At 59.9% G+C, this 15,035-nt stretch carries 6 protein-coding genes; 3 read left to right on the top strand and 3 right to left on the bottom strand.

The window, feature by feature from the left end; translation table 11 throughout:
* Positions 1–13: 13 nt before the first annotated feature.
* The 3 genes from VGM61_RS13910 to VGM61_RS13900 are packed head-to-tail and all read left to right on the top strand — an operon-like array spanning position 14 to position 6,162.
* On the top strand, positions 14–1,198 hold the full coding sequence (locus tag VGM61_RS13910; RefSeq protein WP_331523427.1) for a DUF6361 family protein: 1,185 nt from the start codon (positions 14–16) through the stop codon (positions 1,196–1,198).
* Positions 1,188–3,044, top strand: coding sequence for a phospholipase D family protein (locus tag VGM61_RS13905; protein WP_331523426.1), 1,857 nt, complete (start codon positions 1,188–1,190; stop codon positions 3,042–3,044). The genes VGM61_RS13910 and VGM61_RS13905 overlap by 11 nt, the downstream gene beginning before the upstream one ends.
* Entirely contained in the window at positions 3,034–6,162 is a 3,129-nt protein-coding gene (locus tag VGM61_RS13900) for a helicase (RefSeq protein WP_331523425.1), read from the top strand. The genes VGM61_RS13905 and VGM61_RS13900 overlap by 11 nt, the downstream gene beginning before the upstream one ends.
* 519 nt (positions 6,163–6,681) lie before the next feature.
* On the opposite strand, the gene brxL is transcribed toward VGM61_RS13900, so the two are convergent.
* The 3 genes from brxL to pglX all read right to left on the bottom strand — a co-directional run bounded on the left by brxL (position 6,682) and on the right by pglX (position 15,034).
* A complete protein-coding gene (brxL, locus tag VGM61_RS13895) occupies positions 6,682–8,745 on the bottom strand; it encodes a protease Lon-related BREX system protein BrxL (RefSeq protein WP_331523424.1) in 2,064 nt (687 codons plus the stop codon).
* Entirely contained in the window at positions 8,735–11,356 is a 2,622-nt protein-coding gene (pglZ, locus tag VGM61_RS13890) for a BREX-1 system phosphatase PglZ type A (RefSeq protein WP_331523423.1), read from the bottom strand. The genes brxL and pglZ overlap by 11 nt, the downstream gene beginning before the upstream one ends.
* 63 nt (positions 11,357–11,419) lie before the next feature.
* The gene (gene pglX / locus VGM61_RS13885; protein WP_331523422.1) at positions 11,420–15,034 is read right to left on the bottom strand and encodes a BREX-1 system adenine-specific DNA-methyltransferase PglX; all 3,615 of its coding nucleotides are present in this window, start codon (positions 15,032–15,034) and stop codon (positions 11,420–11,422) included.
* Position 15,035 lies beyond the last annotated feature (1 nt).

Below are 15,035 nucleotides of genomic sequence, written 5' to 3'. Positions count from 1 at the left end.
AGAAGGGTAGTCAATGTCTTCACTTGCCTGGATTGATTTCGATGAAGCCGAGCGCCAGCGCGCGCAGCGGATCATGGCGCTATTCCAGGAGCGGGAAACCCGCGACGAACTGGGCCTGGGCGGCATCCGCGATTCGATCGCCGATCACCTTTTCCCGGGCACCAGCACGATCCAAACCCGGCTGCGCTACATGTTGTTCATCCCTTGGTTGTTCCAGATGCTCGAAGGATCATCGGCCGGGGCGGACCAGCTCGCGCGCGAAGCGCGCGCCCTCGAAAACCGGCTCGCCAACGCGCTCAAGGCCAGCGGCGAGTCCAACGGCATCATTGGCAGGGATGCGGGTGCGGACCTCCAGAGACTGCCCAGTTCGGTCTACTGGGCCGGGCTTGGCACATGGGGCATCCGTCTCTTCCCGGGCTCAACCGACAACCTCTTTTCCTCCATGCGCCATCTCCAACGCGCGCGGCCTCGTGTCCGCGAAAGCGAGGATTCCGCGTCCGAGGCCCAAGCCCTTCAGATCTGGACGCCGACGCTACCAAGGCGTCCCACCGACCTGCTCGACCTTACGCAGTTCAAGCTCTCGCTCGACGAGGCCCAGTTCATCATCGACCGGCTCATCGCCCACCAACCGCACAGCCTCTTGGCGTTTTTAGCGCGAAGCGGGTCCAGGCAAGCTGAATGCGACAACATCTGGGAGCACCCCCATCTTGCCGATTTCCCTGACGACGCCCGCACATTGGTCAGCCATGGCGCGATATTCTCCAGCGTGATGCACGGCGCCTCACTGCTCTACAACTTGCTGCTCAGTCGGCTGCGCGATCGGGCCGAATGGATCGAAAAATACGAGATGCGGTTTGCCGAATGGCAATCCAGCCTGGACATGGCAGCGATCCGGGCTTGGTCACTCGATGCCTTCTGGGCGGCGATCGTTCATCCCGCACACAGCATCCGGCCCGCCGCCAAACGCTTCGTCACCGAATGGCTTGGCCTGTTGACCGCAGGCAGCGTCCTAGACGGTGCGCTGACACCGGCCGCCCGTCTTGTGCAGGATCGCGAGCGGCACCTGAAAACAAACCAGTCCCGATTTGCCAACCGAGCCGTGCGAGACCGTTGGACAGGCGCTTCTGGTGTCGAGCCGCTGACCTTCCGATGGGCGCAAGCCAAGTCGCACCTGCGGGATCTTGCCAGTGCTGAATAGAACGACGCTCGATCCGGAAACCCGCGTTCTCTACGGCGACAGCCTTCAGCCCCCTCCGGGCTATGTCTTCGACGCGGCGATCGCGACGACATTCTCGCTCGATTTCGAAACCGCGCTCGCCGCACCCGTCAGCCTCGCCCTGTTCGCGGCTGAAAATCGCGACGACATTCTCACCCACCCGCTGGCGCTGCTCGAAGGCGCCGAGCGGATCGCTGGACGCCTCGTCATCTATGCCGATGCAGGGCATCTTCATGCTCAAAGCCGCCCTCATTCACGGCTCTGCTCTCTGCTCGAACGCATCATTGTCGAAGTCGCCGCACCGCGCGAGGGTGCATTCCATCCCAAGCTCTGGGCTCTCCGCTATCGTCCGACGCGCGCCGAAGATCCGACGCTCCTGCGGCTGCTGGTGCTATCGCGCAACCTTACGCGAGATCGTTCCTGGGACATTTCGCTACGCCTCGACGGCGAGCTGACGCGCCGCCCCGATGCGAACAACCGGCCGCTGTTCGATCTTCTGAGCCGACTGCCAGACCTCGCCGTCGCCGGCATCTCCAGCGATGCGCGCACACTGACCGCTGAGGTTGCCGAAGACATTCGGCGCGCCCGGTGGACCGTACCCGACCCATTCGATGAGGTCAGCTTCGCGATCAACGGGTTCGGCGGCAAAATCTGGCAGCCTGCGTCCTGCGCGCGACTGGGCGTCATCTCGCCCTTTTGCGATACCAGTGCGCTCAACCTGCTCAGCGGGCTGCCGACAGCAGAAAAGCCCGTTATCATCAGCCGCCCGGATCAATTGGCTGGCGTCGACAGCGCCACGCTGGACGCTTTTGAACGCGTTTCCGTCCTCGACGAAATGGCCGCCACCGAAGACGGCGAGGAGGTTTCCACCGGCGCGCTGCAGGGACTACACGCCAAGGCGTTCATCGCCGAGACGGGCTGGGACACTATCCTGACGATTGGGTCTGGCAACGCGACGCGTCCCGCCCTTCTGTCGGGGAACAATGTGGAGCTCTTCGTCTCGCTCAGAGGCAAGCGATCGAAGGTCGGCAGCGTCGAGCAGATCATGGGCGAGAAGGGCTTTGGGCGCCTCACCCGCACCTTCGTTGCCAGCGAGCTTGAACCCATCGATCCCGCCACCATCGCCGCAGAGGACCGGCTCGACGACGCACGCCGCGTCTTGTGCCGCGGTGGATTGCGCCTGCGCTGTGAGCGGATCGAGAGCATTGACGGCGACGCGCACCCGTGGCGCGTCTGGCTCATTCCCACGGAGCCGTTGCCGCTTGTCGGCATCGCCTCGCTGCAGGTTTGGCCTATCACCCGGGGAGACGGCCACGCCAGTGATGTTCTGAGTGCCCTTCGCGCAGGCACGGCCGTCGATCTCGGTGCGATGCCGATCGTTGACCTCACCCGCTTTCTGGGCTTTCGGTTGACCGCAAACAGTGCCCAGGTGTCAGCCCTGTTCAGCACCAGTCTGGTGATGGAAGGCCTCCCGCCCGAACGCCATGCCGCCATTCTTCGCTGGGTGATCGACAGCCGAGATGCGTTCTTCCGCTATCTGCGGCTCCTATTGTCAGAACTCGGCGATCCATTCGGCGCGGCCTTGGCGGCGCAGGAGGGTTCCGGCAGCATGGCTTGGGCCAGTGCCACCGACGACGCGCCGCTCCTGGAAGATATGGTCCGCGCCTTATGTCGTGGAGGCGAAAGACTTCATGCGATCGAACGCCTGATGACGCGATTGGAGGCCGGCAACGATACCGGTGCCGATCCGATACCCAGTGATTTCCGAACCCTTTGGGATGCTTTCCGCATTGCCCTCCATGATTTGAGCCTCAGCCATGGCGGATAACCGGTTTGAAGCCGAAGCTGCCCTCGCTCCGCTCAAGGCCTTTCAGCGTCGTACAGTCGATTATGTGTTTGACCGGTTTTACGGCGAGCAGGATCCCGTCAGGCAATTCCTTGTCGCGGACGAAGTGGGCCTTGGCAAAACCATGGTCGCGCGCGGTGTCATCGCCCGCACCATCGAGAAACTTTGGGACAGCACTGACCGGATCGATATCCTCTACATCTGTTCCAATCAGGCGATTGCGGCTCAGAACATCAATCGCCTCAACGTGCTTGGCCGACGCGAGCTGGCGTTGCCGACCCGCATGACCCTTATACCGCTCCAGGTCCGGGGCGATCAGGGGCTCGACGCCAACAAGGTCAACTTCATCAGCCTGACACCGGGCACGACCTTTGACCTGCGCTCGACCACAGGCGTTACACAGGAACGCGCCTTGCTGCTGCGGATGCTCGAACACCGCGTGTCGCGGCCGCGCGGCCTGCACAATCTGCTTCAGGTGTCCGCCGGTGTTGATGGCTGGAATGCCGCCGTCCGCGAGCTGTCCCTAGATGGTGTCGACCAGCGGATCATCGATCGCTTCCGCCGCGACGTCGAAAAAGATGCCGAGCTGTTCACGGAACTGGAGGCGGTATGCGACCTCTTCCCGCGTCGCCATGAGACCTATCCTCAAGAGCTGAACCGGCGGCGCAATGCCTTGATCGGTCGTCTTCGCGGCAAGCTCTCCCACGCCTGCATCGACGCCCTGAAACCCGACCTCATCATCATGGATGAGTTTCAACGGTTTCGCGACTTGCTCCACGGCGAAACCCCGGCTGCTGATTTGGCTCGCGAGCTGTTCGACTACTCGGACGGCAAAGGTCATGCCGCGCGCACGCTGCTGCTCTCCGCCACACCCTACCGGATGCTGACCTTGTCGGGTGACGAACCCGATGACAGTGAGCATTACCGTGATTTTCTGGAGACCTTGTCCTTCCTCTACGGTCGGACCAACGGTCCCGACGTAGCCAAGACGCTGGAACGCGAAATGCGCGAGTTTCGCGGCTTCCTTCATGCGCTGCCCGGCGCGCGCAACGAGGCCATCGGCGCGCGCCATGTCGTCGAGGATCGGCTGCGCAAGGTAATGGCGCGCACCGAACGCGTGGCCAGCACCATCGAGCGCGACTCAATGGTGAGCGAGCCGCCGATGGCCATCACGATCCTGCCATCTGATCTGCGCCAGGCCGCAGCAGTGTCGAACGTTGCGCGCGCCCTTGATGCGCCAGAGATCACCGAATACTGGAAGTCCGCGCCCTACCTCCTCAACTTCATGCGCGACTATGCGCTCAAGCGGCTTTTGAAAAATCAGCTCGACAAGCCGGCGCCCAATCTGTGCGCGGCGCTCGAAAGCGCACGGTCCGCCATGCTCGATCATGACCAGCTCGACGCCTACGAGCCGCTTGAACCCGCCAACGGACGGATGCGCGGCGTGATGAATGACGTGTTCGGCGATGGTCTCGATCAACATCTGTGGATCCCGCCATCTCTGCCCTATTACGGTCCCGCGCGTTCCGGACCGCCGCTGACCAAGGCTTTGATCTTCTCATCCTGGTCGATGGTGCCCGATGCGATCGCGGCAATCCTGTCCTACGAGGCTGAGCGCCGTATGGGCGTCGGCGCTTCGGGGCAGCGATATTTCGGTCATGTTCGCCCACGCCCGATCCAATTTCGGCAAAATCAGGGACGACTTGTCGCTATGCGCGCGATGCACCTGGTCTATCCGTCGCCGACCTTGGCGCGGCTTGCCGACCCTCTCGCGATCTTTGGGGCGTCGGACGAGGACCTGTCGGTCGAAGCCATGCGCAAAGCCGTCGCCGACCGCTTGCGCAAAAGCGTCTCCGCACTCGCCGAGCGGTCAGGCGACACTGCCGACGGTCGTGATTGGGAATGGGCTGCCCCGGCCGTCATCGACGCCATGGCAAAGGCCAGCTCTGTCGCCTGGGTCAACTCGCCTTACGGCCTCGCGCTGCTCGGCAACGAGGAGGGCTTCAAGGAGCATGTCGCCGAACTGCGGACCGTGACGAGCGAACGCAGCTTTGGCCCCGTACCAGACACGCTGATTGACCTCCTGGTCGATGTCGCTCTTGGTAGCCCCGCAGTCTGCGCGCTGCGCGCCCTGCACAGGATTGCCCCCGATCTCGATTGGGACGATCATCGCTTGCTGAAGGCGGCGAACCAAATCTCCTGGGGCTTCCGCACGCTTTTCAACCAGCATGATGCCGTCGCTCTCCTCCGCAAGGACGAAGATGAGCGCTATTGGCGCCAGGTGCTCAGTTACGGCGTTGAGCACAACCTTCAGGCCGTTCTCGACGAGTATGTCCACTATCTGCTCGACGCCGAGGGTTTGGGCGACAAGCCAGCCGCCGATCGCATCGTTGGAATCAGCAAGGCAATCTCGGAGGCGTTGGCCATCCGCCCTTCGCAGATCGATGTCGAGGATCCGACGGTCGACGGTAAAAAACTCGTGATCAACAAGTTTCAGATGCGCGGGCGCTTCGCCATGCGCTTGGCCGACTACAAAGACGAGGAAGGTGGGGCCGCACGCCTCTCCAGCGTTCGCGACGCCTTCAACTCACCGTTCCGACCGTTTGTGCTAGCCACAACTTCCGTCGGACAGGAAGGCCTCGACTTTCACCCTTATTGCTATCGACTCTACCACTGGAATTTACCTGGAAATCCTGTCGATCTCGAGCAGCGCGAGGGGCGTATCCATCGCTTCAAAGGTCATGCGATTCGCCTCAATCTGGCGCATCGGCAGGTCGAAGCGGTGCGTGGGCGCCAGACAGATCACGGTGATCCTTGGCAGCTCATGTTCGATGCCGCCCGCACCGAGGCCAAGAATGACTCTGACCTGATTCCCTACTGGATCTACGAAGGTCCGGTGAAGGTCGAACGCCGCGTGCCCATACTCCCCTTCAGCCGCGAGATTGTTAGACTCGAGTGGCTAAAACGGAGCCTGACCGTCTATCGACTTGCGTTTGGCCAGCCGCGTCAGGAAGACCTGCTGGAATATCTTCATAGCCTTATGGGAACTGCAATGTCGGCAGAAGATCTCGCCGATCTGCAGATCCGATTGCAGCCTTGAAGGTCGTTCCGATCATGGTCCGTAACAGAACTTAAACCCCTGCCGGCTAACGCCCTATGTTCGGAAGTCACGCCGCTCATTTGAAGCCCACATCCCCGTATCTGAAGCTGCGGTAAGCTCTCCTGCCAAAAGTTGCACCACTAAACATGGGAGGGGCCCTGACCCATGACCCACCCCGGACTCTTAACCCGTGCGGTACTAAAGACGGCGTGACATCGGACGCGTGAAAAAACTGCAACCAACTAGTTTTCAGATCTATATCCCCACCATGGCCCCGGTCCGCGACCGCGTTAGGACTTGCCGCTCTGCAAGTCCTTGGTGGGATTTGACATGAGAACAACATCCGAAAGCCTTAGCTTCATCCTGACGCTGGCTGGTGCCATCTGGCGACTGTCGCAGAGTGCGTAAGAAAACCGCCTGGCGATTAAAAGCGCCTACGACGGGACCGAAAAGAGTCTCTAGGCATTGCCTGAGACTCTATCGCCAGCTCAGCCAATCGCGCGGTTCTTAAGCTTCAGCTCAATCAACCCCCAACGCCTTAAAGACAGCGTCGACGGGGTCGGAGTAAAAGCTTGTCTGAAATTTTGCAAAGAGTTCGCCTGGCACCGTGGAAATGTCAGAGACGCTGCACATCGGCAGCAGGATCCGCTTCGCGCCAGCGTCGAAGGCGACCTGCAAGGATTCGGCCAAATTGCGGGCCGGTGTGGTGGTGCCGCCGAGTGACATGTCTCCCATTACCACCATCTGGCTTTGCATTGGCCGGCCCAGCGCGGCGGAGCACAATGCGACGAAACTGGACAGAGTGAGTGTTTCGGGGCTGCCGCTGTTTTGAAGTTCGACGAGGTGGAGGTGGAAGTCCTGGACGGCTGTCTTGATTCCCGCGCTGACGCGGCTGGCGTTGGCCTTGAAATAGTCGAAGGCGACTCGCACAGACTCTCGCTGACCGGACCCGGACACTGATAGCTTGCCGTTGCCAGCCATCGCTTGAATCTCCAAGCGATAAACGCCCGGCATGCTGCCTGGGCCCATGGCGATGGTGTAGAGCGTACCGGGCGCCATGCGGCCCTCCGGGATTAAGCCGCCACCGCCCTGCTCCGGCACGTTGACGAAGCGCTCTTCGCTATCTTCGAGATCAATGTACGAGAAATGGACGTCGTAGAACTCCATGCCGCCGATCTTCTTGAGCTGCTCCTTGACCCGACGGCGAGCCTCAAGAGCATATTCAAGGCACTGCTTAACTTGGTCTTTATCGTATTCGCCATGAGGACAAAGCAGCTTCAAAAGGCCAGATGTCGTCCGGCGAACGGCGATAACGTCGCGTTGGTTGAGATTGTTGCCAAGCTTGAAGTGTTTGTCGATCGCGTCAGAAAAACTGTGCTTACGCATCTCGCGCAGATATTCGGCCAAGTAGTCCACGATCAGACCGAACTGGTTAGTGAAGAACTCCGGGCGCATCTTCGGAATTTCCCAGCCGGGCACATAAGCGTGGAAACGGTCGAAGAACGCCGAGTCGATCATCACCTCGGGGAACGGTGAGAGCAGGTGCGAGGTCTTCACTAGCGACTCGACGCTCTGGTTGATGTTGCCGATGAACACCATCGAGGCATTGGCATTGATGGACTCGCGCCCGCGGCTAAAGGAACCAGAAGCCATGTAGTCCTTCATGATCTGGACGCCATCGTGATCTTTGAAGGTAATGCCGGCCACTTCGTCGAAGGCGACCACGTCCCACAAGCCCACCAGCCCCACCTTGCGGGCGCCCATGTTGTAAAAAAGGTTCGCCACTGTCGTCTGGCCGCCAGAGACCAAAATGCTGTTCGGGCTAATTTCCTTGAAGATGTGGCTCTTGCCGGTGTTGCGCGGGCCCAGCTCGCAATAGTTGTAGTTGTTCTCCACCAGCGGAATCATGCGCGCCAGTAGATGCCACTTGGCCCGCTTCTCGAACACGGTGGGCTCCATGCCAGTGGAGCGCAGCAACACGTCCAGCCACTGCTCGTCAGTGAACGCGCGGCGCGCTTCGAACAAGGCCTGCATGTCCATGTTGGGCATCTGGATTGGCTTCAGATCTTCTACGATGAAGGGCGAGCTTTTCTGGCCTTCCTCGTATACGTACCGCAGCGTCACTATGCACCAGATGCCACCGGCAAGCAGCTTTTCGTATTGGCGCACGATGGAGTCCGAGATCTCGGCGTTCTTCACGCCCAGGTTTGACAACAGTGCCTCGTATTGGTCCCGCTTCTCGTTGAGCTTAACGGTCAACTTGTCGATGACCTTGTAGGTACCGCTTTCGCGGATCTTCGACTTGACCTTTTCCGCCTCGTCGGGGCGCACGTAGTTCTCAGCTAGGATGCGCTTAACCGTTTTCAGGCCTACCTGGATCGTCTCCTCGTCGTCCGAGGCGCAATACATGCCGAGCAGGTACTCGAGCACGTAGACCGGCACGTTCGCACCCTCCTTGATCAGCTTGGTCAGATCCTTCCGCACCACCTTGCCACTGAAGTGGCGGTTGAGCAGCTGGTCGAGATCCGGCTTAGCGGATTCGCGGGCATCGGGCTGGATCATGTCGGTGAAGTCAGAAGCCATTGGAGAACGCCAGATCGATCTTCAGGGGAACACGCAGCACCTCGACCTTGGTCTGCGCGTCACGCGCGATAAAAAAGTACTCCTTCTGCCGATCATAGCTGCCTGAGCGGATCGTCAGAATGATCGACTTCACCCGCTCCCCCAATACGCTGGATGCACTGTCGAAGGTCAGGATCTGCTCGTTGCTCACCGGGGTCTCGCCGTCGCGCAGCGATATCCGTACGGTGCGCGGCAGCACACGGTTGGAAGTGGGCTCGGTCTGGATGAGCTCAAAACGCTGCGTATTGGTCACGACCTTGTTGGAGAAGCCCATCAGGCTGATCTCCACCGGGCGGGTGCGGGCGCTATCCGATTCAGAGACGCGTACGGTGATCAACGGAACGATCACCTCTTGAGGCATCGCCGAACCGTGAACGAAGCGGGCACCGCCAGCAAAGTGGAAGCGCATGGCGCCTTTGGGCAGCCAGAAGTCCGCGCTGCCTGCCCCCGGCGTGGTTCCGGCTGTCAGTGCGGTGGTGCCCTGCCAAATCTTGTCGTTGGCCGGCAAATCACGCCCGATCAAATAGCGCTTTTTGGCCTTGAGTGTGCCAGCAGGCTTCTCAGGCAACGCGGCGCGGCTGGCATCATCCAACGGCGACTCCTGATAGAGAAATCCGTGATCAGCCGTCACCAGCACCATGGAGCCGTTGAGGTTGTTAATGATGTGCGAGATCACACCACTCAACTCTTTCACCGTGTCGGCTACCGCACGGAATGTCTGACCTTCGGAACCTTGCTTGTCACCCAGCATGTCGATCAGATCGTGGTAGAGGTAGATCACCTTGTGTTGACCCACCAGCTCACGCCCCTTGGTCTTACCCAAAGCCAGCAACTCATCCGCCTTCACCGCGATGCCGTCATAGCGCGCCAGCTGCGCGTTGCGGCTCTCCAGCGTCGCGGTCGATTGGCCATCGACCAGTACATCAAGGCTGTCGCCCGTTTTGTATGCGATGCTCTGGTGCGGTAACAGCGCCGCCATGCCTAGGGCCGTGTAGCTTGGCAACACACTCAACATCGCATCGAGCTTGGCCGTAAAGCGGTTCTTGGCGTTGATCTCGCGAACCAAGGTCTCGCCCGCTTCGTAACGGAAGGCGTCAGAGATCAGCACAAACACGCGTTTGGTGGTACCTCCGCTGAGTGCAGCGGCGACATGGTTGTCGAAGAAGTCCTGCTGCGGGGTCATACCCGGCACGCGCCACGTCGCAAGCAAGCCCTGCTCGCCTGCCAACACGCCGGCCCACGCGGACGACAGGCCGGGAATGAACCAACCGGAATACGCATCCTCAATCGCGTCGCGCAGCTCGTGCAGCACGCCCCAACCCATCGGCTCCACCTTGTCGGCGGCAAAATGGAAGCAGCGATACCATTGGTCAAAGCGATACAGCTCGTCGCGATACGCCTGCACAGCCGTCGCCGCGTCGGCAAAGCTGAAGCCGGCTGCATAACGCTCCTTCAGCGCCAGGAACTCGGCCGCTGCCTCGATTGCGTCGTAGCAGGCAGACAAGGCGCGGATCTCATCGCTGGCGTCGCTGATCAGCGCGTTGCTCCAGTGGCCATCGCGGCGGCGGGCGGTGATCGTTTGCACGTCGCCTAGAGCCGCACCGCCAAGCTGCATCACCCGGGTCTTCAAGTCATGGATGATCTGACGTTCCACCGCAGCGAAGGTCATGCATTCCAGCAGATCCTCCGCGTGCCAGCCGGAGATCAGCTCGCCCAACTTGAGCATCTGTGCAACCGCCGCCGAAAGATGCGCATAGGCGGCATGGCTGTGCAGGTCGTTGCGCCAGCGCGCGGCCAGGATCGTCGCGTTGTTTGCCAGCTGCGAATTTTCCAGCAGTAGATGCCGGATGGAATACGGCGCCTCGGCGCTGATCGTGCGGGCAAACTCAGTGACCAGGATGCGCAGCCACAAATCGGCAAGAGCGGGTTCGTCGCTTTGATAGCCGAACGTGCGCTGCATCAGCTCCCAGAATGCGGGTTCCAGGCCATAACCCTGCAAATCGATCCAAGCCTTGGCCGGCTCGCCAATACGGGGCTGACCTTCTACCCAAAGTCCAAGCAACAGCTGGTGCGCAATCGTAAGCGGCTCGGACTCGTCGCTGCGCAACAGTACGGCCATCATCTTGCGGTCGAGCTCCGCCTCGCCGTCACTAGATTCGACCAGACGCTTGAGTTTGCTGCGGCGCGCCTCCGCGCCGAGGAATTTAGTGCGTGAGCGGATATAGGGCGCCAGCGCCAGCGAGGTCAGGCCAAGGTTCTCGATCAGCAGCGTGGTCAGGTCAGCACGGAACGCTTTGGAACGCAGCCGCACATCCAGCAGCCAATCAGCGGCGGCGTCGGGCTCCGCAGAGGTGCTGTACAGCAGGAATTGAGAAGCGGGTTGCTGCTCCAGTTGCCGTTTGACCGCCAGCACCGGCGCTTGCTCCAGCCGCATGATCGCAATGTCGTCGCCCAGCTCCAGCGATTCCAGCGTGATGGCGAACTGCGAATCCGTGTCGTGCCAAAACACCACGCGCTCAGTCGTAAACAAGGCGCGCAGCGAGTCGACCACGCGGCATTCATTCACATCCATGCGTCACCTCGCCTTGCGCCTCGTTGAGCCAGAACGTAACGGCAGGACTGAGCGCAGCAACAATCATTCGTCATCGCCCTTCCCGCCCGTCACCGCCTTGACCTCGGCCAGCAGCTCGCCGAACTTGACGTAGTTCACTTTCACCCCGTCATCCAGATCCAGCGTGATGCGCTGGTCGGCGTAGTGGCGCAGCTGCTCGTCGTACTCCAGCAGCTCTCGATGCTGCTTGCGCAGCTTTTCAATCTGCTTGGTGAGCTTGTTGCGTTGCGCGGTAGAACCGGACGCGGCGACATCCTGCTCCAGCTCTTCGATCTTGCTCTGCATCTTGCCGGTTAGCGGCACCACGTATTCGGCGCGCAGTCGCGACAGCGTGCCGGCGTTGTAGCGGTGTAGATAGACCAGCGCTTGGAACGCGCCCTGCTTACCGCTGGAAAACAGCCAGTAGATCGGTCGCTTCTTGTAGGTCTGCAGGTGATCCTTGAAAAACTTGTCCGCCAGATAGCGGCGGATTGCCTGCTCCGGCGATTCGCTGGTCTTGCGGCCCAGGTTATCCGCCAGGAACGACATGTTCTGTTCCGGCGATTCCTTGCCCCACACGGCAAGCAGAAATTCGCGCACACGCAGCGCCGCGTCATCCTCGAACCACAGTTCATCGGTGACCGGCACGATGCCGTCGGCGTCGGCGGGGAACTTCGTGTAGCGCGAGGCGTCGAAGCCGACGTTGCCGCTGTTGGCGTAGATCAGGCCCGGTTCGTCCAGGCTGTAGCGCCCCATCATGCAGCCGACGGCGTAGGAGACCAGCTCCTCCATGCTGTCTTGACGGAAGCGTGCCCACAGCTCCTCGTCGGTGAGCTTGCCTCCGTAGCGGTAGGCGGGGTTCACCGTAAGGGTAATCTGCTCGATCGGGACGTCGGGGGTGAGCTCGTCCTGCAGGCCATAGGCGTCGATGAAGAGGCGGTTGTTCTCTTCTTCGAGCCGCTTCATTTCGGCGATGGCGTCGCGGTTCTGGGTGATCCAGGACGTATAGCTTCGCTCGAGTGTCGGGTGAGATTCGGAGGAGGCTTTCATAATGGGATCTAACTGAAAGCCCCAAGAGCATTCGTACGCATCCCAATCTAGTTTCGACAACCCAACCAACCTATTTGTATTAGTTGCGATCATCGAGCTGAACGACTTAACCGCCTCATCAACAAAAGGGATCGACACGAAGTTTCCGATCTGAAAACTCAAAGTCGGATTTATTGCTTTCACCATCTCTGTGACGATGGGCGTATTGCAATACGCTAAAAGTATCTCGGATTGCACCTTTCCCACTTGGAACGCTGACATTCCTTTTATGTCGTGTATGAAGCCCCGCGGAAAACTCCTAAATGAAGGCGGCCCAGACGTGACATCAGACCAACTAAGCGACGGCCGAAAATAGAACTCCGTGTTCTGAGCTCTCGATCGAGGCCTGCCGCCGGCTTCGGTTCCAAACACTCGAATTTCGCAACCATCGCCTTCCCAATTAACAACAAAGTCTTGATTCCCGTACCATCGTCGAAAAGGACCTCCTTTATTGTAAGGGAACCACCTCTTGCAAGATTCGGCGGCTTCTGCTCGGCCAGATAAATCGATCCCTATTTTGACAGAGGCGACCTCAAACCATTGCCGTAGAAAGCGGTCATTGTCGGCTGTGGCTAGACCTTGCTTGGCCTCCACGAGTTCACCAAGTGAGGTGCCTGTCTCAAAGACGCTACGCACCCGCTCACTAATCCAGTATGCGACAGGACTTCCCAGAATCTTCTTGAAATCCTCCTTTACGACCGTAGCCTGACGCTCGTTCGGTGTAGGAAACTCGACCGGAATGCCATCATCATTCAGCTCGTAGTAGCGGGAGCAGCAGTAGTGCCCTCGATAGCCTTCGACCTGCGCACTGCGTGAGCTAACTACAGCGACACCGAAGTTGATTCCCATCGCTGTCGGCCGCTTTCCGTCATATGGAAAATGAGCTAAATTACGCACGGTATGGCGCTGGAGCACTGTCGCTCTGAAGCTTTCATAGCTAGATAGAAACATCCAGCTTTCCATTGTGACCATTGCGTTATAACCAGAGTCCTTGGCGAGCGAGTAGCCGCGTTCTATGAAGCAAGCGAAGAGGTCACTTCTAGCATCCGGAAAATATTTGCTAGCAAACAACCTAACCTCGGGGTTCATATACCTGCCCCCCATATAGGGAGGATTCGCCACTACTGCATCGTACTGTGCCGCGAGCGCCTCGAGCTGCTGTACCAGCGGTCTAAGGCGCCTAAGCGCCTCGAACACAAAGAGGTCTTGGCTAATCACCTCGCTTAGCCGCTTGAGTCCTGGCAGTTTCACCGCTAGTTCATCGGGGACCAGAATTAACGACCCAAACGTCGTCGCCGGCCCAAATAGGTCCTTTAGGCTCTTAAGGTCGCCAAGTTCGAGCTCGTAGTCATCAAGATTTACGACTTTGGCTAATCTCTCGGGATCAAACCCAGCACTATCCAGCAGCGCAATGATGTTTAGCTTCACCCCCCGCTCAAAAAGCTGCCGGTCATCGGCTCGCGCTTTCATCATCAGAGCGAAGCCCGTCAGCTGCGCCGCCCGCTCGTCGATGTCTAAGCCAAAGAGATTCTTCTCCAGAATCAGCTTCGCCACATCGCGCTGGCGGTAGCCGCGCTCCAAGTAGATCGCCTTAAACAAGTCGTAGGCCTCGACGAGGATGTGGCCGGAACCGCTCGCGGGGTCGATCAGAGTCAGTTCTTCGGGGTTGAGCGAATCCGGTGTAATCGCCGAAAGCTGGGCGTTGACCTCGTCAGTCTGCTCAGCCGGCTCGATGTAGTACGCCATCTGCGCCTTGAGCGGCGAGCTCGGATAGGTTGCCAGCCACTGCGCACCCAGCGAATTCTGCACCATGTATTTCACGATCCAGTTCGGCGTGAACAGCTGGGTCGCCGCCGGAATATCTTCGGACTTCACCACCTTGCCGATGACCTGGTCTTTCTTTTCCGAGATGTAGAACTGGTAGAGCCAGCCGATGATTTCGATCTGCTGCCAGTCCTCTTCAGGGATGGACTGCACCAGCTTGGCCACCACCGAATCGGTGAGCAGCAGGTTTTCGGGTAACAGCAGCTCGGTCTCATCACCCAACTGCTCGAACAGGAAAGGCATGGCCTGATGCAGCGCATTGCATTGAGCGACCAGGATCAAGCGGTACAGCTGGGGATCCTGATTGGCCAGCTTAAACTCGCGCACGGTACCGGCGGACAAGCCCGGCAGTGCATTCGAGTCCGCCAGATCCAGCGCGTGCGCCAGCACCTCGGGCAGACCGCCCTGCGGGTTCGACAACACGCGTCGGCCGTGGCCGAGGTAGTCGTGCACTTCCATGTAGCGCAGCGCGGCCAACCGGTTGAACCAGGCGTAGGCCACGGCCTCGACCGTGTGACCAAAACCTTGCAGCTTCATTCGTGCGATCAGTTTGTTGCGCTGCTCGTTGACCTTCACCGGCCACGGCCGACCGGCGATCATCACGATGTCGTTTTTGACCTCAGCCTCGGCCACCTGCAGCGCGCCCTTGGCCTCGCTCAGCCCCAGCAGGTTGGCGCGCGCCGTCACCGCGGCTATGAAGTCCTTGCGCGCCTGCGGGGCGTAGCTCTTGAGATTCCCTGTATTCATT

It is taken from the genome of Pinirhizobacter sp. (genome assembly GCF_036499745.1).
GTDB lineage: Bacteria > Pseudomonadota > Gammaproteobacteria > Xanthomonadales > Rhodanobacteraceae > Pinirhizobacter.
Note: the sequence above shows the minus strand (reverse complement) of the source record. Positions and strands in the feature narration are given on the sequence as shown.